Annotated in this window: 29 protein-coding genes; 20 read left to right on the plus strand and 9 right to left on the minus strand. The window is 65.5% G+C overall.

All coding sequences use genetic code 11. The annotated features are described in order from the left end of the window. Positions 1-141 precede the first annotated feature (141 nt). Both ABZ281_RS07765 and ABZ281_RS07770 read right to left on the minus strand, forming a co-directional pair. Entirely contained in the window at positions 142-354 is a 213-nt protein-coding gene (locus ABZ281_RS07765; protein ID WP_356653149.1) for a hypothetical protein, read from the minus strand. Beyond that, entirely contained in the window at positions 351-641 is a 291-nt protein-coding gene (locus tag ABZ281_RS07770; protein ID WP_356653151.1) for a hypothetical protein, read from the minus strand. Before ABZ281_RS07770 ends, ABZ281_RS07765 begins: the two co-directional genes overlap by 4 nt. 97 nt (positions 642-738) lie before the next feature. Here ABZ281_RS07770 and ABZ281_RS07775 point away from each other — a divergent pair, with 97 nt between their 5' ends. The 5 genes from ABZ281_RS07775 (at position 739) to ABZ281_RS07795 (ending at position 3,177) form a co-directional block, all read left to right on the plus strand. Further along, a complete protein-coding gene (locus tag ABZ281_RS07775; RefSeq protein WP_356653153.1) occupies positions 739-1,230 on the plus strand; it encodes a hypothetical protein in 492 nt (163 codons plus the stop codon). A 438-nt stretch (positions 1,231-1,668) separates the two neighbouring features. After that, entirely contained in the window at positions 1,669-2,067 is a 399-nt protein-coding gene (locus tag ABZ281_RS07780; RefSeq protein ID WP_356653155.1) for a hypothetical protein, read from the plus strand. Next, entirely contained in the window at positions 2,064-2,435 is a 372-nt protein-coding gene (locus tag ABZ281_RS07785; protein WP_356653157.1) for a hypothetical protein, read from the plus strand. Before ABZ281_RS07780 ends, ABZ281_RS07785 begins: the two co-directional genes overlap by 4 nt. Before the next feature lie 48 nt (positions 2,436-2,483). Next, on the plus strand, positions 2,484-2,810 hold the full coding sequence (locus ABZ281_RS07790; RefSeq protein ID WP_356653159.1) for a hypothetical protein: 327 nt from the start codon (positions 2,484-2,486) through the stop codon (positions 2,808-2,810). Between the two features lie 64 nt (positions 2,811-2,874). Continuing rightward, a complete protein-coding gene (locus ABZ281_RS07795) occupies positions 2,875-3,177 on the plus strand; it encodes a hypothetical protein (protein ID WP_356653161.1) in 303 nt (100 codons plus the stop codon). Positions 3,178-3,359: 182 nt separating this feature from the next. Here ABZ281_RS07795 and ABZ281_RS07800 read toward each other — a convergent pair whose 3' ends face one another. Next, a complete protein-coding gene (locus ABZ281_RS07800; protein ID WP_356653163.1) occupies positions 3,360-3,629 on the minus strand; it encodes a hypothetical protein in 270 nt (89 codons plus the stop codon). Further along, on the minus strand, positions 3,622-4,503 hold the full coding sequence (locus ABZ281_RS07805; protein WP_356653165.1) for a helix-turn-helix transcriptional regulator: 882 nt from the start codon (positions 4,501-4,503) through the stop codon (positions 3,622-3,624). Before ABZ281_RS07805 ends, ABZ281_RS07800 begins: the two co-directional genes overlap by 8 nt. 202 nt (positions 4,504-4,705) lie before the next feature. On the opposite strand from ABZ281_RS07805, the gene ABZ281_RS07810 reads away from it, so the two are divergent. From ABZ281_RS07810 to ABZ281_RS07825, 4 genes are all read left to right on the plus strand, one after another. Continuing rightward, a complete protein-coding gene (locus ABZ281_RS07810) occupies positions 4,706-5,095 on the plus strand; it encodes an ATP-binding protein (protein WP_356653167.1) in 390 nt (129 codons plus the stop codon). A gap of 31 nt (positions 5,096-5,126) precedes the next feature. Continuing rightward, a complete protein-coding gene (locus tag ABZ281_RS07815; RefSeq protein ID WP_356653169.1) occupies positions 5,127-5,471 on the plus strand; it encodes a hypothetical protein in 345 nt (114 codons plus the stop codon). 708 nt (positions 5,472-6,179) lie between these two features. After that, positions 6,180-6,350: a hypothetical protein gene (locus ABZ281_RS07820; RefSeq protein WP_356653171.1), complete on the plus strand. Its 171-nt coding sequence runs from the start codon at positions 6,180-6,182 to the stop codon at positions 6,348-6,350. A gap of 88 nt (positions 6,351-6,438) precedes the next feature. Then, on the plus strand, positions 6,439-7,317 hold the full coding sequence (locus tag ABZ281_RS07825; RefSeq protein ID WP_356653173.1) for an HEXXH motif-containing putative peptide modification protein: 879 nt from the start codon (positions 6,439-6,441) through the stop codon (positions 7,315-7,317). A gap of 4 nt (positions 7,318-7,321) precedes the next feature. Here ABZ281_RS07825 and ABZ281_RS07830 read toward each other — a convergent pair whose 3' ends face one another. The 5 genes from ABZ281_RS07830 to ABZ281_RS07850 form a co-directional block, all read right to left on the minus strand. Next, complete coding sequence (locus ABZ281_RS07830) at positions 7,322-8,035, minus strand: pentapeptide repeat-containing protein (RefSeq protein ID WP_356653175.1); 714 nt, start codon at positions 8,033-8,035, stop codon at positions 7,322-7,324. Positions 8,036-8,079: 44 nt separating this feature from the next. Further along, a complete protein-coding gene (locus ABZ281_RS07835; protein ID WP_329271909.1) occupies positions 8,080-8,304 on the minus strand; it encodes a hypothetical protein in 225 nt (74 codons plus the stop codon). A 2-nt stretch (positions 8,305-8,306) separates the two neighbouring features. After that, on the minus strand, positions 8,307-8,567 hold the full coding sequence (locus ABZ281_RS07840) for a hypothetical protein (RefSeq protein ID WP_356653177.1): 261 nt from the start codon (positions 8,565-8,567) through the stop codon (positions 8,307-8,309). A gap of 5 nt (positions 8,568-8,572) precedes the next feature. Further along, on the minus strand, positions 8,573-8,956 hold the full coding sequence (locus tag ABZ281_RS07845) for a KTSC domain-containing protein (protein WP_356653179.1): 384 nt from the start codon (positions 8,954-8,956) through the stop codon (positions 8,573-8,575). 67 nt (positions 8,957-9,023) lie between these two features. Further along, positions 9,024-10,052, minus strand: coding sequence for a hypothetical protein (locus tag ABZ281_RS07850; RefSeq protein WP_356653181.1), 1,029 nt, complete (start codon positions 10,050-10,052; stop codon positions 9,024-9,026). A gap of 106 nt (positions 10,053-10,158) precedes the next feature. Here ABZ281_RS07850 and ABZ281_RS07855 point away from each other — a divergent pair, with 106 nt between their 5' ends. The 11 genes from ABZ281_RS07855 to ABZ281_RS07905 form a co-directional block, all read left to right on the plus strand. Beyond that, positions 10,159-11,712, plus strand: a complete 1,554-nt coding sequence (locus tag ABZ281_RS07855; protein ID WP_356653183.1) for a terminase family protein — start codon at positions 10,159-10,161, stop codon at positions 11,710-11,712. Between the two features lie 68 nt (positions 11,713-11,780). Next, on the plus strand, positions 11,781-12,176 hold the full coding sequence (locus tag ABZ281_RS07860) for a hypothetical protein (RefSeq protein ID WP_356653185.1): 396 nt from the start codon (positions 11,781-11,783) through the stop codon (positions 12,174-12,176). A gap of 9 nt (positions 12,177-12,185) precedes the next feature. Beyond that, positions 12,186-12,890 (plus strand): hypothetical protein, encoded by a 705-nt coding sequence (locus ABZ281_RS07865; RefSeq protein ID WP_356653187.1) that lies wholly within the window; start codon positions 12,186-12,188, stop codon positions 12,888-12,890. Positions 12,891-12,923: 33 nt separating this feature from the next. Continuing rightward, positions 12,924-14,627, plus strand: a complete 1,704-nt coding sequence (locus ABZ281_RS07870; RefSeq protein ID WP_356653189.1) for a phage portal protein — start codon at positions 12,924-12,926, stop codon at positions 14,625-14,627. Positions 14,628-14,684: 57 nt separating this feature from the next. Next, positions 14,685-15,521 (plus strand): hypothetical protein, encoded by an 837-nt coding sequence (locus tag ABZ281_RS07875; protein WP_356653191.1) that lies wholly within the window; start codon positions 14,685-14,687, stop codon positions 15,519-15,521. A gap of 70 nt (positions 15,522-15,591) precedes the next feature. Continuing rightward, complete coding sequence (locus tag ABZ281_RS07880; protein WP_356653193.1) at positions 15,592-16,734, plus strand: N4-gp56 family major capsid protein; 1,143 nt, start codon at positions 15,592-15,594, stop codon at positions 16,732-16,734. 80 nt (positions 16,735-16,814) lie between these two features. Continuing rightward, positions 16,815-17,201, plus strand: coding sequence for a hypothetical protein (locus ABZ281_RS07885; protein ID WP_356653195.1), 387 nt, complete (start codon positions 16,815-16,817; stop codon positions 17,199-17,201). Positions 17,202-17,221: 20 nt separating this feature from the next. Then, on the plus strand, positions 17,222-17,596 hold the full coding sequence (locus ABZ281_RS07890; protein WP_356653197.1) for a hypothetical protein: 375 nt from the start codon (positions 17,222-17,224) through the stop codon (positions 17,594-17,596). After that, positions 17,596-18,087: a hypothetical protein gene (locus ABZ281_RS07895; RefSeq protein WP_356653199.1), complete on the plus strand. Its 492-nt coding sequence runs from the start codon at positions 17,596-17,598 to the stop codon at positions 18,085-18,087. The genes ABZ281_RS07890 and ABZ281_RS07895 overlap by 1 nt, the downstream gene beginning before the upstream one ends. Position 18,088: 1 nt before the next feature. Then, positions 18,089-18,919, plus strand: a complete 831-nt coding sequence (locus tag ABZ281_RS07900; protein ID WP_356653201.1) for a hypothetical protein — start codon at positions 18,089-18,091, stop codon at positions 18,917-18,919. Positions 18,920-18,925: 6 nt separating this feature from the next. Beyond that, positions 18,926-19,500 (plus strand): hypothetical protein (locus ABZ281_RS07905; protein WP_356653203.1); only part of this gene is annotated, 575 nt, incomplete at its 3' end.

Below are 19,500 nucleotides of genomic sequence, written 5' to 3' on the forward strand. Positions count from 1 at the left end.
TGACGGCGCCGCAGGCGTCGGGGGTTGTAGAGGGTGCTCTCCCGGGCGGTGTGGATCGAGGACTGGGCCTGCTGCACGATCGGTGCCAGGTGGGCTGCGGCCTCGGCTGTCCGGGACTTTCCAGCCCCGGCCTGCCGGAATTCAGTCTGGCACAGGGCTGAGGTCATCACAGCCCGCCATTCGGGGGAGCTGCTCGAAATCCTCCGGCTGGTTCGACCAGACCCAACGGCGCCCGGTGAATACCACCAACTGGCCGTGGCTGGCGCAGTGGAAATAGCAGCCCGGCACGGTGTGCGGGTCCGGTGCCATCTCCACGAGCGCGGCCACGACGCACGCGCAGGTCTCCGTCGTCACGACGCTTCCTCACGCTCGAAGTCGTCACACATGGCGCGTGCCCAGTGCCAGTAACCGCAGGTGCAGTACCGCATGGCGTGCAGGTAGGGGTCTTCGCTGAAGGTGCAGCGCACCAGCATCCCGGGCTCCCAGGGGGCTGGGTGGTAGACGGTCCAGGCCCGCAGGGAAGCGCTACAGCAGCGCATGAATTCGTTGCCCATGACGGGCACCGGATCGAGGATGGCAAGCCCCACGTCCTCGTTGGCCGCGTGAAAATCGCGGCAGAGGGAGCAGTACCCGTAGTCCATTCGAGTTGCCTCAATTTTGCTGCCGCATTCGGGGCACAAGTCCCGCGGCTCAGGCACATGAATCATGCTGGGAAGGCTAATCGCTGACATGCCACAAATGGCGGAACCCAAAGCCGTGGACGACCCGCGTCTTTGGGCGATTGCGTACGTCAAGTTCTTCGTCCAGGACGCAGACCCGGAAAGTCGTGAGAGCCGGCTGCTGCTGGAGCGCGACTCCGGGTACATGTCCAGAGCCGTCGGGAACTTCGCGCTGTTCCTCTTGGACGCGGTCGAGCTGCCGGTCAATTTCCGTGTGCACTGGACGGATTCATGGGTGGAGGTCGATTCCCTCCGTCGTCTCAGTCCGGCCTTGCGCGAGACACTCGCCCGCAGGGAGCGATACCGGCGTCAGGGTGCCGGGTACACCGCGTGCCCCAAGTACCGGCTGCGGCAGACGGCCAAAGACGTCGTCGGAATGTTGTGGCTGGCGTACCAGGCCGAGTGCGCTCCTGACCCGCCGCTGCTGTACGGCTCGGCGCCCGTGGTCGAAATGCTGGACAGGTACAGGACCCGATTCGGCCGTTCGAGTGGCCCGTCGGGAAATGCGTAACCGGCCGACGCCCGGCGCCGTTACTCATTACGACGGACGACGGAAAGTCCCCGACGTAGCGGCGTCGCTCTTACGGTGGAGTGATGGGACTGACCGGAGACCGGAGCGTAAGACCCCCCACTGCGGACCTGTTCCTCCTCGGTGGGGGGTCTTGCTTGTTTCCCGCACCGTACTGGTCACGGAGTGAAAAACTCATGGGTATGACGGAAACCCAGCAGGTGCTCAGGCTTCTCCGTGATGAGGGGGCCTGCACCGTGGACGAAGTGGTGTCACTCACCGGTATCCCGACCGGCCGCGTCGTTGCCGTTCTGGGCAGCCTCCAGCGAGCCGGTAACGCTCTCAAGGACCGCAGAGACGAGGGCACTTGCTACAGCCCCACCGAGGCCGGCCGCGACCATGTCGCGCGCTGGGAAACGCCGGCACCACGGGGAGCCGGCCGTGGGTGACTGGACCGACGTCAGGCCCGAGGTCGCCTTCCTCGCCGCGCTGAGCACCGACCTGTTCCTCTCCCCCGCATGCGCGGCCGGCGAGCACGAGCGGTGCTGGCAGGTCGACAGCTTCAGCGGCCGGCCCTGCTGCTGCCCTGAGTGCGACCACGTCGACTTGGGCGGCGATCCGCCGCCGCCCACTCTGCCGCTGCTGCACCTGGCCGAGGAAGGCCGCACAGAGCCCGGCTACACGTACTTCAAGGATGAGGGCCTGGGCGTGCGCACCGACCTGGTCGACGCGATGAACCGGGTCCTGGAGCTGCACGTGCACGAGCTGCGCCGGCCCTACCTCGCTTACCGGCTCGCGGTGTCCGCGGCGCTCACCTACGCCCCGAGGAGAGGCGCATGATGTTCCAGCTCCCGATAGCCGAGCCTTTCCCGCTGTCCGAGCCTTTCCGGCCCGAGGACTACGGGTGGGAGGTGAGCAACCCGATGGTGCCGCAGCAGCAGCTCCAGGCCGCGATGCAGGAGCTGCACCGGTTCGGCTTCGTCTCCACCCAGTACAAGCGCTGGCAGATTCCCTTCAGCTTCCCCGCCGTGCTCACCGTCTCCGGCTACGACCCCGGCCAGCGCCTGTACCGGCTGTTCTACATACCGCCGTTCGAGTACACGGACAAGGAATTCACCCGGGGTGAGATCCTGCTCGAAATCCGGTACGGCACCGGCTGGTGGGGGGATTCACCCGAGCGCCCATTCGTGTCGCTACCGGCGAAATAACTTCGCGTTGCACGATTGCGTCAGCCCAGTTCCGAAAGGACCACCCAAATGGCTGACGCCGACGAGCCGGCAGAAATCGACGTCTACACGGACCGCGCCCACCTCCTGGCCGTGCTAGTCGCGCTTTTTGGCGGAGCGCTCAGTTTTACCGACCCGCTCACCCCAGGCTGGCCGGTGCTGTACGTCGAGTGCCCGACCGGCCAGCTCTCCTGGCACATCCATCCCGATGACGTCTGGCTGTTCAACAACGTGCCGGTCGTCGATGACTACCCGTGGGACCAACACACGACCAGGGTGAAGTGCAAGCGGATCAGGTCGCTTGTGCAGCAGCTCCCGAAGCTGACGTACGCGAAGCCGGAGTACGGCAACCCATAATTACCTGCCGGATATTCGCGGCCGGCACCTTTAAGGGGTTCCCGCCCGATTCGAGGTGACCGTCATGCCCCTCGTACGACGCCCCAACCCGTCGTGGCAGGCGTTCCAGGAGATACTCCCCGGCACCCCCACCGGGGGCCCCAGGAGCAGCCTGGCGGCCGGCTGGCCGTCTGAACTGCCTGACCCTGGCACGCCGGCCCTCTCCGCGAGCACTCTGCCGTGGCTGAGCGCCCAGCCGGGCACCAGCCCGGTCCGCGGACGCCCCACCCGCGCCCAGCTCGGCCTCGGCTCCCCTGGCGCCGCACCTACCGGAGCGCCGTCCATGGGGCAGGGCCGAAGCTCGATCTTCATGGCACCCACGTACTGACCCCTCGGAGGTCCCCATGTCCAGCGTCCTCGAAGTCCTCGTGTCCGTCAGCGTCCAGCTCGGGGTGTTCCTCGGTCTGTAAGCGTGGCCGGCCGCGGAGGGCGAAGATCCGTGTCCGGTCATAGCGAAGGCCCGCCCCTCGGAATCACCGGGGAGTGGGCCTTCGTTCTGCTCGGGTGCGGCTACAGGCTGTCGGGCAGAAGGCTGCTCTGCCCGTTCTGGACACCCCTGACGTAGGCGGTGTACTCGCCTTCGGTGAGCGGGATGAGCCGGTCGGTGAGGATGGAGTGGCGCAGCAGGTAGCCCTTGCCCGGGACCTTGGCTACTTCAAGGCAGTCACCGGAACCGCCGGCGGACTCGTAGGACTTGTCGAAAGTGAGCGTGGCGGGGTCGGTGGCCAGCAGCTCGTCGAGCACGGTCATCTTGGCCTGGCGGGCGGCGTCGTTAGTCACGGGACAGCTCATTCCTGATCTTTTGGATACGGTCCACGGACCGCTCGGGGGACATGGACAGGTCCGCCAGGTCCCCCAGGAAAGAGCGCAGTCCGCGGATTTCAGTGGGTCGGTCTTTAAAGATGATGCCCGTCATGACGTCGAACGCACCGACGGGCTTTTCACCCTCTCCGAACTCGAAGAGATGGAAAGGGTAGGCCAACGCGGCGTTAGCCTCGAACGGAATGACCCGGATCGTCACTCCGTACGTTTCCACGTCCTTCAGCAGTGCGTCGAGCTGGTGGATCAATCCCTCGGTGCCCCCGACGCGTTGGTGGAGGGCGCCTTCTCCGATGATGGCTTCCACGGCTGGCGGGTTTGGCCGGTTGAAGACCTTACGGCGGTTCTGCCTCAGTTCGACCGACCGCTCCACGCCTTGCGGCGTCATCGTCGACTTGGCGAGGTAGCTCGTCAGCGTCCTTCCGTACTCCGGGGTCTGGAACAGCCCGGGGATGCCGGCCGACGCGGTCACGATCGTTTTGGCGATCTGCTCGTACGTAACGAACTGGATGGAGCTGGGGTCGACGTCGTCAGCGAACTCGCTCCACCAGGCGCTTTCCTTGATGTCCTGAACCGCGGAGCGCAAGGTTTCCAGCCGGACGCGCGTGACCTCGTCCAGCCGTAGCACCTTGCAGATAATCTTCCACTCGCTGTCCTTGGCCCAGGCTTCCCCTCGCTCGATGCGGGAGTACCGGTGGTACGACGGGAGGCCCAGCGCTCGGGCAACTTCAGCCTGGCCCACCGGAGCACCGTTGACCCGGGTCTTCAGGCGGACCTCTTTCAGTGCCTCACCGAAGCGTTCCTGTGCCGAACGGGCGACAGGGTTGAGCGCCATGATCATCCTCCCTTCTGCGGCCAGAGTTCAGCCAGAGCGTAGCGCGTGCACCCCAGTTGACGGCACGTCTGGGGGTAATTCCGGCACCTGGGTTGCGTAAGCAGTTGCGTACGCACCACACTCGGAACTACGTACCGGACGGGGCTCGTAGCGGTGCGTGATCGTCTTGCGCGGCTCCAGATGCCGCGTGCTGGAGGCTGCGATGCGCACACAACAGCACCAACAGCAAGGCGCGTTCGTGGCGAGAGAAGCGTTTCCGTGCAAGGCGGAGGCCGTAGGCCCGGCCCGAGACTGGGCCACCGAAGTTCTCCGGCAGGCCGGCGGCACGGAGCTTCAGGCCGAGACCTGCACTTTGCTGGTCAGCGAACTCGCGACGAACGCGGTACTGCACGCCGAGGGCGAGTGCTTCGAGGTCACGGTGTGGCCCGGGTGCACGGTCGACGTGAAGGACGGATCTCAGAAGGCGCCGGAGAACCGCTTTCCCGGTGAGTCGGAAGAGGGCGGCCGGGGCCTGATCCTGGTGACGCTCTTAGCCCGCGAGTACAAGGTCATTTTGACTGATGACGGCAAAATCAGCCGATTTCGGCTCTAACCGTAGCGAGTCGATGCGTGAGGAGGCGGGAGTGAACCCAGAGGATCAGCACCCTCAGTTATCCCTGCTCAGTCAGGCGGAGTTGGACGCCGACCCCTACCCTGACGAGCCCTTTCTCATCGACTTCGCGGGCTATTCGAGAACCGGACCGGACGGCGAGACGCAGTACGGGAACCTCAAGGTCCGCCTCAACAGCGCGGACATCACCTCCCTCAAGGCGCAGATCCGGGCCGTCGAGATGTCCTACGCCAGCCGCCTGGGACGCATGACGGACGAGCAGCTCGAACGGGCAAGAGCGGCCGAAGCGTGGGAGTCCGTCTCTCCGCCGCCCACAGAACTTCTGGAGCTGGTCCTCGTGAAGCTGAGGGCCGCGTAGCTCGACCTCAACTCGGCCCGTAAGCATCGCTTTTGGGCCGCGCAAGCGGTGGCGGGAGGTGCTCACAGGAAGGCGTCCCGCCACCTGACACGGGCCTGGCCGGCGCATGACCCCCTCCGAGTTGGCCGCCGGCCAGGCCCTCGTACAGGAGATTCCCAGTGAGCATGAGGACCAGCGGCACGACGGTATGCGCCCTCGCAGGGATTCTTTGCATAACGGTCTGGGCCGGGTCGATTTCCATGATGCTCGCTCTCGCCCGGGGGCACAGGACGTGTCTGTGCTGCCACGCCGAGGACTACTTGGACCCCGCCGAAGACGACCTTCTTTCCATGTCTCCCACATCGTCCAGGCGGTACACGATGCCGATTCAGAGAGGGGATGAGTCAGGGAACGAAAATCAGGCATGATCGCACCTAGAGTGCCTGGGCTGGCACTATTTACTCTTACCACTCCCTAGAGTCGCTGGCCCGCCCAGGCATTCAGGTGCGCTCGTTTTCCCGGAAGATCACTTTCACACTTCCGGGCTTTTTGCATGCCCGAAAACGAGCACGAAGATTGGCATATTCCGATTTCGCTGTTTGGCGGTTTTCGGTGTTTCCGGGGCCGGGTTTCGTAGGTAGCTTTCTCCTCGGCAACAGCAGCCGGTAACGGCAGAGGCACACGCTGTCAGCCAGGTTCTGCACACCCAACGGAAAACTGGAGGATCACATGACCACTCCCCCGGGACCGACCCCGCCGGCCGTGGACACCCAGACGCTCACCGGCGTTGTGACGGCCGTCCAGACCGACCCGCCGGCGCTCGCGGCCGGCATCCGCGGCCGGATCACCGCGTCCCACGAGGAGGGCAACGTCTGCATGATGGGCGGCTGGACCTCCTAGTCCGCCCCTGACGCGCTGAACCCCTGAGTGTGCCCGGAGCGAGGACCATTCGCTCCGGGCACACGCATCTCACTCTAGGAGAAAGTCTGTGCGTTTCCTCAACATCGGTCACACCGCAGAGACGGTCGCCCGGTTCGCCCACGCCGTCAATGGCAAGCCCGTGGAGGACGCGGCCGACCTGCCGGAGGCTTACCGCGAGGCCATCACCAAGCTGCGCCCCTACGCACCGGCCGAAGCCGGCGTCGCCATCAGCTACGAGGACGGCAAGTGGGCCAAGCACTGCCGCGCCGAGGGCATCTTCGAGCACATCTTCGCCGGGGCGACGGCCACCGACGGGCCGACCCGTGAGGCGTGGGACCTGAAAGTCCACGGGGCCTTCGAGCACGTCCGCACCCTCGACCCGAACCTGCACCGCCTGGCCGAGCTGTTCGTCACCGACGTCGTGGTCCTCAACAGCGGCGTAGACGGCGGCGGCAGCGCCAACACGCTTCCGGGCGTCGTCGTCATGAGCCCGGCCGAAGGGTGGGAGGTGCAGGACTTCGCCGAGTGCCTGGTGCACGAGGCCCTGCACACCGGCCTGTTCGTGATGGACATGGTCTACGGCATGTTCAACCTGACCTCGCACCAGATGGAGGGCGAGAGGTACCGCGCGCTGTCCGCGGTGAAGATCGGCCAGATGCGCCCGCTGGACAAGGCGTTCCACGCCGCGGCGGTCGCCGTGCCGCTGATGTACTTGCAGCACCGCCGCGGCGTCAGCACGCTCGTCGACCTGTACACCAAGTCGCTGCGGGATGCGTGTGAGTCGCTGGGACACCAGCGGCAGCACTTCACCGACTACGGGAAGATGCTGCTGGACGAGATGACCGAGTGGGCCGGCACCGGCCCCGACCCGCTCGACTTCGGTCACGTCGCCCGCAGTATCTCCTCCGGGGAGTACGCCGGCTACAAGCCGTCCGTCGCTGCCTGACGGGCTACGACTCGATCAGAATCCCGGCTTCACGTGCGAGGCTCAGGCTCAGTTCCATGGCGCCTGGGCCTCGTACTGTTGCACCTTTCATGCCGGCCGTGCCGCCGATGTCGAGCATGGTGCAGTTGGTGAATTCGACTCGGGTCATTTTGGCGTTGGCGAACTGCACGCCGCTCAGGTCGCAGTTCTCGAAGCTGACGTGGGTCAGCTCGGCGAACTGGAAATCGGCCTGCCGGAGGTTCGTTTCCCGGAATACCACGCGCCTGAGCTTGGACTGGCGGAACTGCGCCAGGTCGGCACGGGCGCCTTCGATGGTGACGTCGGTGAACTGCCCCGAGGTCCAGTGGGAGCCGGTGAGCCGGCTGGTCGTGATCGTGCTCCGGAGCACCGATGTGTCTCTGGCGCGGAGGTTGGCGAAGTCGACGTTCTCGCAGACCAGGTCAGCGAACACGCATCGCTCAAGATTCGTCCCGTTCATGCGGGTGCCGGCGAGACGGGACTGCTCCATCTCGACGATCTCGAAGTCCAGCCCGCTGAGCAGGGTGCTGTCGAGCAGTACGCCCTTCAGTACGGCGTCGTCCTCGAACTCTTCGGCCGTGGCCGGCCGGGGGTTCGTGTGGACCCTGGGCTTGGCGGGCTGCTGGAGCGGGGGCTTGTAGACGTCACGCTGTTGCCCGACGGCCGGCGTCATCTGGGTCTCCTTCACGGTACGCGGCAAGTGACGCAGCGTAGCAGCGTCATGACGCCGGTGAGGGGCCCTTGTCAGGCAGCAGCCATGCGCTCGCGTACGGCCTGGAGCGTCGCGAGGGCCATGTCCCACTCACCCAGGTCGTCGGCCAGGTGCTCGGCCGGCGTCTCGGCGACGCGCATGCCGTAGGCCCACACGCTGATGCTGTACTCGCGGGCCCCGTCGGAGGACATCTTCGCGATGCGCCGGCGGGCGTCGGCCAGGTACGGGTTGGGGGCGTCTTCTCGGCGGGTGAACACGGCTACGCCTCCGTACGGCGGTAGTTGGGCAGGAGATGGCCCTCGGAGCTGAGGGCGGTCGCGGGACGGGCCTGGAGGGCGTCTGCGAGGGCCTGGTGCTCGTCCTGGGCGCGGGAGGTCCAGCGGCCGACGACGAGGCCCCGTGTGCCGAGCCTGTAGACGGTGGCGGGCTCGGCCCGGCGGTAGGGCGGGGCCGTCTCCTGGTAATAGGTCCGGTAGCGGCGGGGCCAGTCGCGCCGGCAGCGGGTGGTGGTGATGAGCATGGGCGTCACCAGGCCGCTGGCGAGTACGGCTTGTTGTTGAAGTGGCTGTTGATCATCCGGCCCGGGGAGTGGGCATTGCGGAAGCGGTCCCACTCGCGGCGGGTGACGTTGTAGTACTCGTAGCCGACGCCGTCCTGGTAATGGCCGGGGGCGACCCTCTCGCCGCGGAACCTGACGAACATCGTCTTGGACTTGTAGTCGTAGCCGGCCGCCATGGTGCGCGGGCGCGGCGGGTTCGAGGTGTTGGTGGGCCGCTCGGTGAGCAGCGTCTGGTCGTCGCCCATGTGGAAGGCGCGCACCAGCGCGGCGAACTTGCGCGGGCCGAGCCGTTCGCGGCTGCTGAGGATGTATTCGCGGATTTCGTCGTCGTTGAATCCGTGCAGGGGCATCGAAAAACCCTCCCTTCCGGGTCCGGTTCTTTGACCGTAGGAGTGGAGGGTTTTCCGTTGATATTCGTCAGGGCGCCTGGGTGGTCCAGTCGATGCCGTAGGGGTTGCGGTGGTGGCCGGCAGGCAGCCGGGAGGCGTGGCGGTAGATCATCGTGGTGTTGAAGTCGCCGTGATCGTAGTACGTCATGATGCGGTCGCGGCTGGGTTGGGCAGGGTCGACCAGGGCGAGAGTGATGGACGTGGCGCGGCCGTCGTGAGGGGCAACCTTGACTTGGCAGGCTGCGCCGGCGCGCTGGACCATGCGGAAGAGGCCGGAATGGTCGAGGCGAGTGTGTTCGAGTTGGCCGGTGTCCGGGTTGCGGGTGCGTCGGCCGGTGGACGTGATCAGCGGTCCCTCGGTGCGGCCTCTTAGGTGCTTCTGGAGTAGGGGCACGATCGCGTGGGGGATGTCGATGTCCTGCCAGCGGTTCTTGCCCTTGCGCTTCAGCCGGAGCATGCGGCCTCGGGGTACGTAGTAGAAGCGGTGGACGTCGATGTTGGCGACCTCCTCGCAGCGCAGGCCGGCGCCGAAGAAGAGGGCCGTGACCAGGGCGGCGCGGGGGGATTCGCGTCCTGCTGCTGCGACGACGTCGTGGACTTCCCAGGGCAGCAGGATGAGTCGTTGCTTGCGGGTGCGGGGGTCCAGCTTGATGGCGGCCACGGGGTTGGTGCCACGGAGCTGGTGGATTACGGAGTAGTTGAAGGCGCTGCTGAGGGCGTCGTACTTGGCCTTCTGGCTGGGCAGTTTGTAGGGCAGGTTGCCGCATTCGGTGTTGCAGGCGCCGGGGTGCTCGTCCCAGTGGGGGGCTTGGAGGTAGGCGAAGTAGTCCTCCAGCTCCTCGACGCCGGCCTGCTTGATCACCTCGATACCGCTGTAGTCGCTGTAGCGCTCCATCCACGTGACGAAGAGATCGAAGTACGCCAGGTACTTGCGCCTGGTCCCGGGGTTCTGGAGCTGGTCTTCCCACCGGTCTCTGAAGGTGGTCAGAGTCCAGTCGGTGTTGCGTGAACGACGGTTGCGGTCGGCCCAGTTGGGCGCGGTGGTCGTGGCGGCCATGAGCGGCACCCTAGCGGAATAACGCATGGTAGCCCTGGACTACCGTGCATTAGGTACCGATGGAAGCATTATCTGTCCATATTTGCCCCGTTTTACCTTCGCCGGCATGGGGACCACGCCGCTCGATGCCACCGACCACGAGCTGACGCTGGGCATGCCCGAGGAGTCCGACCCGGCCGTATCGCGCAGCACCGACCAGGCCCTCGTCGAGGACATCATCGACAAGATCGTCCTCGTCATCGACGAGCTGTCCGGCCACCCCCTGCGCCCCTATCAGCTCCCCCTCGCGCGCCGCATTCTGGAGAGCCTCATCACCGAGGACTCCGCCAAGCTGACCGCCCTGTGGAGCCGGCAGTCCGGCAAGTCCGAGACGGTCGCGGACACGGTCTGCGGCGCCGCCATCATGCTGCCGCGGCTGGCCAAGCTCTTTCCCGACCTGCTGGGGAAATACCGCGAAGGTCTGTGGATCGGCGTCTTTGCTCCGACGGACGAAATGAGCGAGACGCTGTTCTCCCGCATCGTCGGCCGGCTCACGAGTGAGCGAGCGCAGGATCTCATGGCAGACCCGGAGATCGACGAGAAGATCATCACCCGGGGGAAGCTGCTGCGCTTCAAGCGGTGCGGTTCGCTGATCAGGAAGCAGACCGCCCACCCGAAGGCCCAGATTGAAGGCCAGACCTACCACCTCGTCGTCATCGACGAGGCCCAGGCCGCGGACGACAAGGTTCTGAACAAGTCGATCGCGCCGATGCTCAGCTCGACCGCCGGCACCCTCTGCTTGACCGGGACCCCGTCCTACACCAAGAACGGCTTCTACGAGCAAATTCAGAAGAACAAGCGTGAGGCCAACCGCAAGGGCAGGAAGAACGACCACTTCCAGGTCGACTGGAAAGAGGTCTCCAAGCATGTCCCCCGGTACAAGAAATTCGTCCAGTCCGAGATGGACCGCCTCGGCGAGGAATCCGACGAGTTCAAGCTGAGTTACCGGCTGATCTGGCTGCTCGACAAGGGCATGCTCGTCACGAGCGACCGGTTCGATTCACTGGGCGACGTCTCCATGCGCGTCGTCCAGGAATGGCACCGCTCCCCCGTCGTCGTCGGAATCGACCCGGCCCGTAAAACAGACTCCACCGTCGTCACCGTGTGCTGGGTCAACTGGGATTACCCGGACGAGTACGGCTACTACGAGCACCGGGTCCTGAACTGGCTCGACTTGACCGGGGTCGACTGGGAGACGCAGTACTACCGAATCGTCGATTTCCTGGACCACTACAACGTCTTCGCCATCGGGATCGACGCCGGCGGCCTGGGCGACGTCGTGGCCAGCAGGCTCCGCGTCCTCATGCCCTACGCGCAGATCGTGGATCTCAAGAGCGACCGCACCAACCAGACCAAGAGGTGGGCCCACACCATGGACCTCATGTCCAAAGGGCTCGTCATCTGGCCGGCGCACGCGAAAACCCGCCAGACGAAGAACTGGAGAAAGTTCCGGCAGCAGATGGAAGACGCCGAACTCACCTACCAGGGGCCGCACATCATCGTCGCCGCTCCCGAGGTCGACGCAGCCCACGACGACTACGTGGATTCCCTCTCCAACGCCCTCTACCTGACGGCAGATATCGCCATGCCGGAAGCCGAGATGCACAACAGCCCCTGGTAGTCATTAACGGCCCAAAAAATAGCGTGCTTAGCGTCCTTGGTGAGACGTCTCAAATTGGGAGGCCCACCATGGCGCAGAGCCCTCTCGCCCCGGACCCGCAGTTCCGGGAAAGTGCCGACCGCTCCTACGAGCGGAAGACGGCCAACAACCCGTCCCGTCGCGGCCCCCTCCGTTTCCAGGAAGGCGTCGCCTCCGACAGTGACATCCCCCGCGAATTCAGCGAGGGCGTCATGCAGGGATACCGCACCCCGCCCGGCCGCTCGAACCACAACATGAACGTGTTCGAAAAGAGCCCCGAGGAGACGATGCGCGAGCGCGCCCACGTCGGCTCTGCCTCCTGGCCGGAAGCCCCCACCTTCATCTCCGCGATGGCGGAAGGCGCCAGCGAGCCCGAGCTGAAGTACAGCAACGTCGACCGCGGCGAAGGCCGCCATCAGCGCCGGAACTACGCCCGCGTCGACTGAGGACGATCCGTGACTAATCCCGGCCAGTCCACACCGTGGGCGAAGCTGCCGATTCCGAGCGAAGGCAAGATCCCCGACGTACCGGTGGATCTTGCCGCGCTTGCTGACCCCCTCGACACGCTGCTGAAGAACGTCATCGGAGGCACCAGCGCGCCGACGGGGCCGCTGAGCCCCACGCTGGTCGACGCCTCAGCCTCCATCGGCTCACTGAACAACACGCAGTCCGTCCAGCAGACCCAGATCACCACGTTGCAGGGGCAGGTCACAGCCCTCAGCGTCTCGCCCTGGGCTGTAGGCACAGCTCGCACGACGACGTTCAGCCTGGCCGGCAACATCAAGACGCCGACGCTGGCCCACTCCTACCAGGTGCCCTCGTTCTCGCAACGCCGACTGCTGCTGGTGTACGGCAACGTCTGTCTCGGGTGGAACGGCACTCTCTCCACTGCCGTGCGTGTGCGGCTCCAGCTCCGGCCTGACGGCTCCTCCACCTACGGGGACCGCAACATGAACGTGCAGACGGGCAACGAGCAGAGCCACGGCCTGTTCTTCACCGAAACCGTGGAAGCCGGCAAGAGCGTGCGGATCGGCCTGGCCGCGGACGTCTTCGGGACAGCGGCCTCGACCGACACCGTCAGTTCCCACTCCGTACACCCGCGCATCTACATCGTCGCCCTGCCCTGGACCGGCTCCGCCGTCCCGCAACTGGCCATCTGATGTGCCCGACCGTCTTCGCGAGGAGGTGACGTCGTGAGCATCGCTTTCGTCTCCCCATCCATGCGGGCCTCCGCCAGCGACCTGACCATCTCCATCAGCCCTCTCGGCCTGGTCGAGCTGGCCGACGAAGAGTTCGAGGTACACGGGCCTCGCCTCACTCGCTACGCCAACCACTTCGCCTGGTACCTGGGCCATCACTGGGCCTACAAGCGGGAGGCCGGCGAGCCCAGCATCACCGTCAACTACGTCGGCGCCCTCTCCCGCTACATCACGAACTTCACGTTCGGCCGCGGCGTGCACTTCCAGAGCGAAAAGAAGTACGAGCACGTCGTTCCGGCGCTTCTCGACCGTGCCTGGAACGTCGACAACGATAAGAAGTCCCTGCTCTGGCAGATGGTCGAGAACGGCGGAGTCTCCGGCGACTGCTTTGTAAAGGTGGCGTACGAGCCGGCCTGGACCGACCCCGCCGGCAACGTGCACGCCGGCCGCGTCCGGATTCTCCCGATGAACAGCGCCCAGGTTTTTCCGGAGTACCACCCACACGATCGTGATCGTTTGCTGAGGCTAAAGGTCAAGTATAAATTCTGGGGCACCTCCCTAGAGGGAACTCGTGCCGTGTACACCTACACGGAGATCATCACGGACGACTACATTGAGGAATACGTCAATGACGAACTCCTCGACGCCCGTGAGAACCCGCTGGGTCAGATCCCCGTCGTGCACATCCGCAACATCTCCGTATCAGGCTCACCCTGGGGCCTGGCCGACATCGTTGATGTCATCCCGCTGAACCGTGAGTTCAACGAGAAGGCGACCGAGATCTCGGACATCGTCAATTACCACAGCGCCCCGGTCACCATCCTCATCGGGGCCAAAGCGAGCAACCTGGAGAAGGGCCCCCGGAAGATCTGGGGTGGACTGCCCAAGGACGCCCAGGTCTTCAACCTGGAAAACGGCGTCGACCTGGCCGGCCCCCTGGCCTACCTGGACCTGATCAAGAGGTCCATGCACGAACTGACCGGCGTCCCCGAGTCCGCCCTGGGCCAGTCCCAGGCGATCTCGAATACCAGTGGGGTCGCGCTCAGCATTCAGTTCTTCCCGCTGATGCAGCGGTACAGCCTCAAGCAGACCAACTACACGGACGGGCTGCGCCGGATCAACGAACTCATCCTGCGCACTCTCTTCCTGTACGAGCCTGAGACCCGCGTCTACAACCCGGACACACAAGGCATCCGCACGTCGGAGCAGCAGCCTCTCGTCATCGACCCACGGGACCCGTCCGTTTACGACACCACGTGCGACTGGCCGCCTCCGCTGCCGGTCGACGAATTGGTGAAGCTGAACGAGGTCCAGGCCAAGCTCGCGCTCGGTCTGGAATCGAAGCGCGGAGCGCTGCGGGACCTAGGGGAAACGTTCCTCGACGAGAAGATGCAGGAGATTTTCGACGAGCGCCTGGCGGAGGCCAAGGAAGACGGGGCGCTGGAATTTATCAAGGCCCAAATCGCCTCCGCTATCTTGCGGACAACGGGATTGCCGCCCACTGGCGTGGAAAGCCCGCCCCCTGCCCCCGCAGGCGGGTCCTCATCGGATCCCAAATCGGGAGCAACGGCCGCTGGTCCACTGCCGGGACTTCCCGGTACGGGCAGCGGTCAGGACATCGAATCGGTCCTCAGTGAACTCGTGACGCTCTCCAAGGGCACGAAGCTCGCCCAACGGAGAAACCCGGAAAACGACTGAACCGTCCGCCACTCATTTCTGCTCATTCCGGCGGCTACCCCAGCCTGGAGTGTAGAAGTGCCCACCAACCCGAACCCGACTGGCCCGAAGCCGCCGACACCGACGCCGCCGGCCCACCCGGGCACTGGCGCGCAGGCCAACCCCGACGGCACCGTGACCCTTCACACCGAGACCAACCCGCCGGCCCAGCAGCCGGCCGAGGGTGGCCGGACCTTCACCGCGGCCGAACTCGAAAAGGCGCGGCAGGAGGAGAAGGACAAGCTCTACTCACGCCTCACGAAGGGCGACGAGCGCCTCCAAGCCCTCGAAGCCGAGCTGGCGGCAGTGCGCGAGGAGCGCGAGGCCCGTGAGCGGGAAGAGACCGAGCGCCAGGCCGCCGAGGAGGAAGCGGCCAGGAAGCGGTCCGAGGCAGAGATGTCCGCCAAGAAACTCGTCGAGGAGCGCTCCACCGAGTGGGAGCGCAAGTTCGCCGAGCTTCAGGCGGAGCGCGAGCAGGAGCGTGCGACTCTCGCCAAGGAGGCCGAATTCAACGCGCTTCGTGCCTACATTCAGGAACGAGTCAACGCGGAGCGGAACGATATCGCTCCCGAACTGGTCGACCTGGTATCCGGGAACTCTCGGGAAGAGGTCGACGCTTCGATCGAGCTGCTCAAGGTCAAGACCGACGCGATTTTCCAGTCCGTGTCGGCCGCCCAGCAGCAGGCTCGCTCCCAGATGCGGGGCGTGTCGACAACTGGTTACACCGGGAATGGCCCCACCGATGGGGACGCCGGCGCCCGCCAGCTTTCGGTCGAGGACATCAAGAACATGCCGATGTCGGAGTTCGCGCGCTACCGCTCGCAGCTCCTCGGGGCAGCGGCTACCAACTCCAGCAACCGCGGGCTTTTCGACTGACCCGCTCCCTCGACAGACCGCCTCTCATTCCTACTCATCCCGGCGGCCCAACACGGAATGAGAGGCACCCGTGGCAAGCGGAATCACTGGGACTCCGGTCCTGTCGCCGACGCCGACGGCGTATCAGGCGGCAAACAGCACGATGCTCACGCCGGCCATCCAGACGCTGTGGAGCAAAGAAATTTTGTTCCAGGCAATGCCCGTGCTCAGGTTCGAGCAGTTCCTGGTCAAGAAGACCGAACTCGGAACCGCCCCCGGGCTCACCGTGAATTTCATGCGCTATCGCTCGCTCGACGGGGCGCAGCAGCTCGTCGAGGGCGTGCGGATGGAAACTCACGCACTGTCCGCCGAGCAGATCACCATCACGGTCGCGGAACACGGCTTCGCAATCGCCGTGACCGAACTCCTCCTCAATGCGAGCTTCGACGACGTAATGGCGTCGGGCGCTCGTCTTTTGGGGAGGAACATGGCGACGTACATCGATGCGCTCGCGAGGGACACCTTCATGGGCGCCCCGTCAGTTCTGTATGGGTATGACAAGCTGGCCTCCTGGTCGGCTGGCGCTGCCCGGACTCCGCTGTCCCCGTACGACCGCGGGATGTTTGCAGACAGTGAGGCCACGATGGCTGCAAACGGCGGCTTCTTCTTCACGTCTGCACTGGTGAAGGATGCCGTGGAGACCCTCGCGACGAAGAACGTCCCCCGACTGGGCGAGACGTACGTTGCGTTCGTACACCCTCACCAGTCCCGCCGTCTCCGCGATGATCCCGAGTTCATCGAGGTGACGAAGTATGCGGCTCCCGGCAACTTTATGCTAGGAGAAATCGGACGTTTGAACGATGTCGTGTTCATCGAGACAACTCAGGTCTTCCAGGGCAACACGACCCCGCCGGCGACCCAGCAGCTCGGAACGAACATCCCGACGAACACCGCCCAGACGTGGGGTGGTCAGGCCGCCCGAACCGCCTCCGGATCGACCCCGGCAATCGGTGAGGTCACCTCGACCCCGACAAACCCGAATGCCCCGGCAAACGCCCTGTACCGCGCTCTGGTAATCGGGGACAACGCCGCGGGTCACGCCATCTCCCTGCCCGTCGAACTTCGCGACGGCGGCGTGCTCGATTTCGGCCGAGAGCACGCCCTGGCGTGGTATTCGATCTTCGGCCTCGGACTCATCACGGATTACGCCGTGGTGCAGTGCGTGACCAACTGATCGACGCACTCCCCGGGGCGGGGAATTCTGCCAACGTCCCCGCCCCGGACTCCTCACCCGACTCATTAGGAGAACACTCCGTGCCTGCAAACCCGCGTACCCGACCGAATCCCAAGGATCACACCGGAAACAAGAAGCGAATCCTCGCCGAGCAGCATGCCGATGAACTTGCCAAGCGCAAGGGCGAAATCGCCATGCAGCACGCCGAGGCGGCGGCCAACCTCGACCAGCCCATTTCGCTGGACGAGAAGGGCCGAACCCTTCAGTCCGTTTCCGAAAAGGAGACGCCGGAAGGGCCTGTTGAGCTGCCTCCGGAGAAGGTCCACATTCGCATCGGCTGCGACTTGGAGAAGGTCACGATCGGTCAGGGCACGGATTTCGACTTCAAGGAGGGCCAGGTCTACGAAGTGCCGCTGCATGTGGCGCTGCACCTGGACCGGCTCGGCTACGTCTGGCAGTGGCTCTAACCACCGAAAGGGGCGCCTTCGTGGCGAACACCAAGAGCCTGGCCGAGACCAACAAGACACCGGCCCGGGGGCAGTGGTACCGGCTTCTCTCCGATTTCGGGGAGGGCGTCGGCATGCTCACCAAGACGCATCGCTACCGGGCGCCGGGCGGTGACGAAATCCAGGAGAGCGACCGCATGCTCCTGGTTCTGGCCATCGTCGAGCCGGCGAGCTACGGCGTCGGCTACAGCGCGGAGCACACGGTCGTGGCGATGTGGCTGGAGCAGAGTGCGCCCGGCCGCTTCTCCCAGCACCACATCAGCTTCCCGATGACGCAGTTCACCGAGCTGGTCGGCTCCGGCAAGGAGCCGCCGGAGTACGCGGACTGGCAGGCTCAGATGGCGGCGGGTGACTGATGGCCGCCAACGGGTTTATCGCCCTCCAGGGGGCCGTCAGCGCGCTCGACTTTCTCAACGGTCGCACGACCGCCCTGGAGGCCGAGTGGCAGGCGAAGACGGCGGCCGGCAACCCGCAGCCGAAGACGACCTACCTGATGCTGCTGACGCAGGTCGTGATCGATGCCCAGACGGACATGACCACGCTCGTGGGCATCGAGGCCGCCGGCACCGGCTACGCCCGCCAGCCCATCCCCTGGGGTGCAGCGTCGACCAGCAGCCGGCAGTCGGCGAACACCGACCTCGTGCAGTTCGGCCCGTTCAACGACCCGACGGGTCTGGCGGCCCCGGTCACGGGCGCGGCTCTCGTCACGCGCATGACGTCGTCGGCCGGCCAGCCCACGGGCTTGGCGCTGATGGCGTGGAATCTGGCCAGCGCCATCACCACGGCACAGAACCAGGCCCTCCAACTCGCAGCCGGGTCGTTGACGATGACGCTGGCGGTGAGCTGACGTGGCGACGCTCGCGGGGATCATTCAGCGCATCCGTTCCGAGGTGGGCGATCTTCCGGCCCCCTTCGTCGACAGCTTCGTTGGCGGCGACGAGCTGAGCAGCTACGACCTGTCCGAGGTCAACGTCTCCTCGGTCCAGGCGAAGGTCGCCACCCTCGACCCCGCGGGCACCGTCGAGCTGGTGGAGGACACCGACTACGTCCTCAGCCCGGCCGAGGGAAGCATCCTGCTGATCAACCCGGCCTTTTCGCCGCTCAAGCATGGCCAGACGCTCATCGTGCGCGGGCGCAGCGAGGGGATGTTCGGTGACGCGGAGCTGGAGACGTATGTCAGCGACGCGATGAACCAGCACACCTACGGCCGCACGCTCAAGACCCGTTACCGGGACGGGCACGGCCACATCCGGTACGACCTGGAGCCCATCGACCTGGAGAACCTCCCGGCGGTGGAGGAACCGCTGGTGGCCTATCTCGCGGTCACCAACATCCTGTGGTCGCTCGCCACCGACGCGAGCACCGACATTGACGTCAACACCAGCGAGGGGACCTACGTCCCGCGCAGTCAGCGTTACCGGCAGCTCATGGAACACCTGGGCCAGATCCAGGCCCGGTACAACTCGCTCGCGCAGCAGCTCAACGTGGGCCTGGGCCGCATCGAGATGTTCCAGCTCCGGCGGGTCTCGCGGACCACCAACCGGCTCGTGCCGATCTTCCAGCCCCGCGAGTACGACGACACCTCCAAGCCTGAGCGGCTGCTGCCGCCGATCGACGGTGACGCCTACGACGACGAGTCCGGCATCCCCTCGCCGCTCTATCCGGGCACGTGGGGGTGATCGGGTATGCGGGGACGGGCTGACTGGAAGCGCGGTCGCTTCGGCATCAACACGGAGACCACCCTCATTCACCGTGCTCTGAGGGGCTGGCAGAGCCGTACCGGCGACAGTGTCACCTACTTCCGGTTCCGGTACGCCGAGAGCGACGTGCACGAGGTCTACGACGAGGCGACCGGCGCCGGCCGCGTCTTCTACGGCCGCTGGCAGCTCCCGGCCCTGCACGTCACACACGTCGAGTCCGCGAACACGGACCCCCGCGACAGTGGCCTGTACGTCACGGACACCCTGCGCGTGGTTCTGGAATACGACCAGCTCGTGAAATTCGGGCTGAGCGAAATGGACATCAAGCACGGCTCGTTCCAGCGCGACCGCGTCGCGTACGACAACGCGCTCTACGCCGTGCAGCGGGTCAACATCCTCGGCCAGATCCGCCGGCGGGATGTCGTGGTCGTCATCGAGGCCCAGCAGCTCCAGAACGACGAGCTGGTCAACGACCCCGCGTTCGCGCAGTACCTCACCGACCCCACCGAGCTTCCCGCCGTCACGCCGGAGCTGATGGCCCAGACGGTGATCCCTCCGGA

The organism is Streptomyces sp. NPDC006265 (genome assembly GCF_040613555.1).
Taxonomy (GTDB): Bacteria; Actinomycetota; Actinomycetes; order Streptomycetales; family Streptomycetaceae; genus Streptomyces.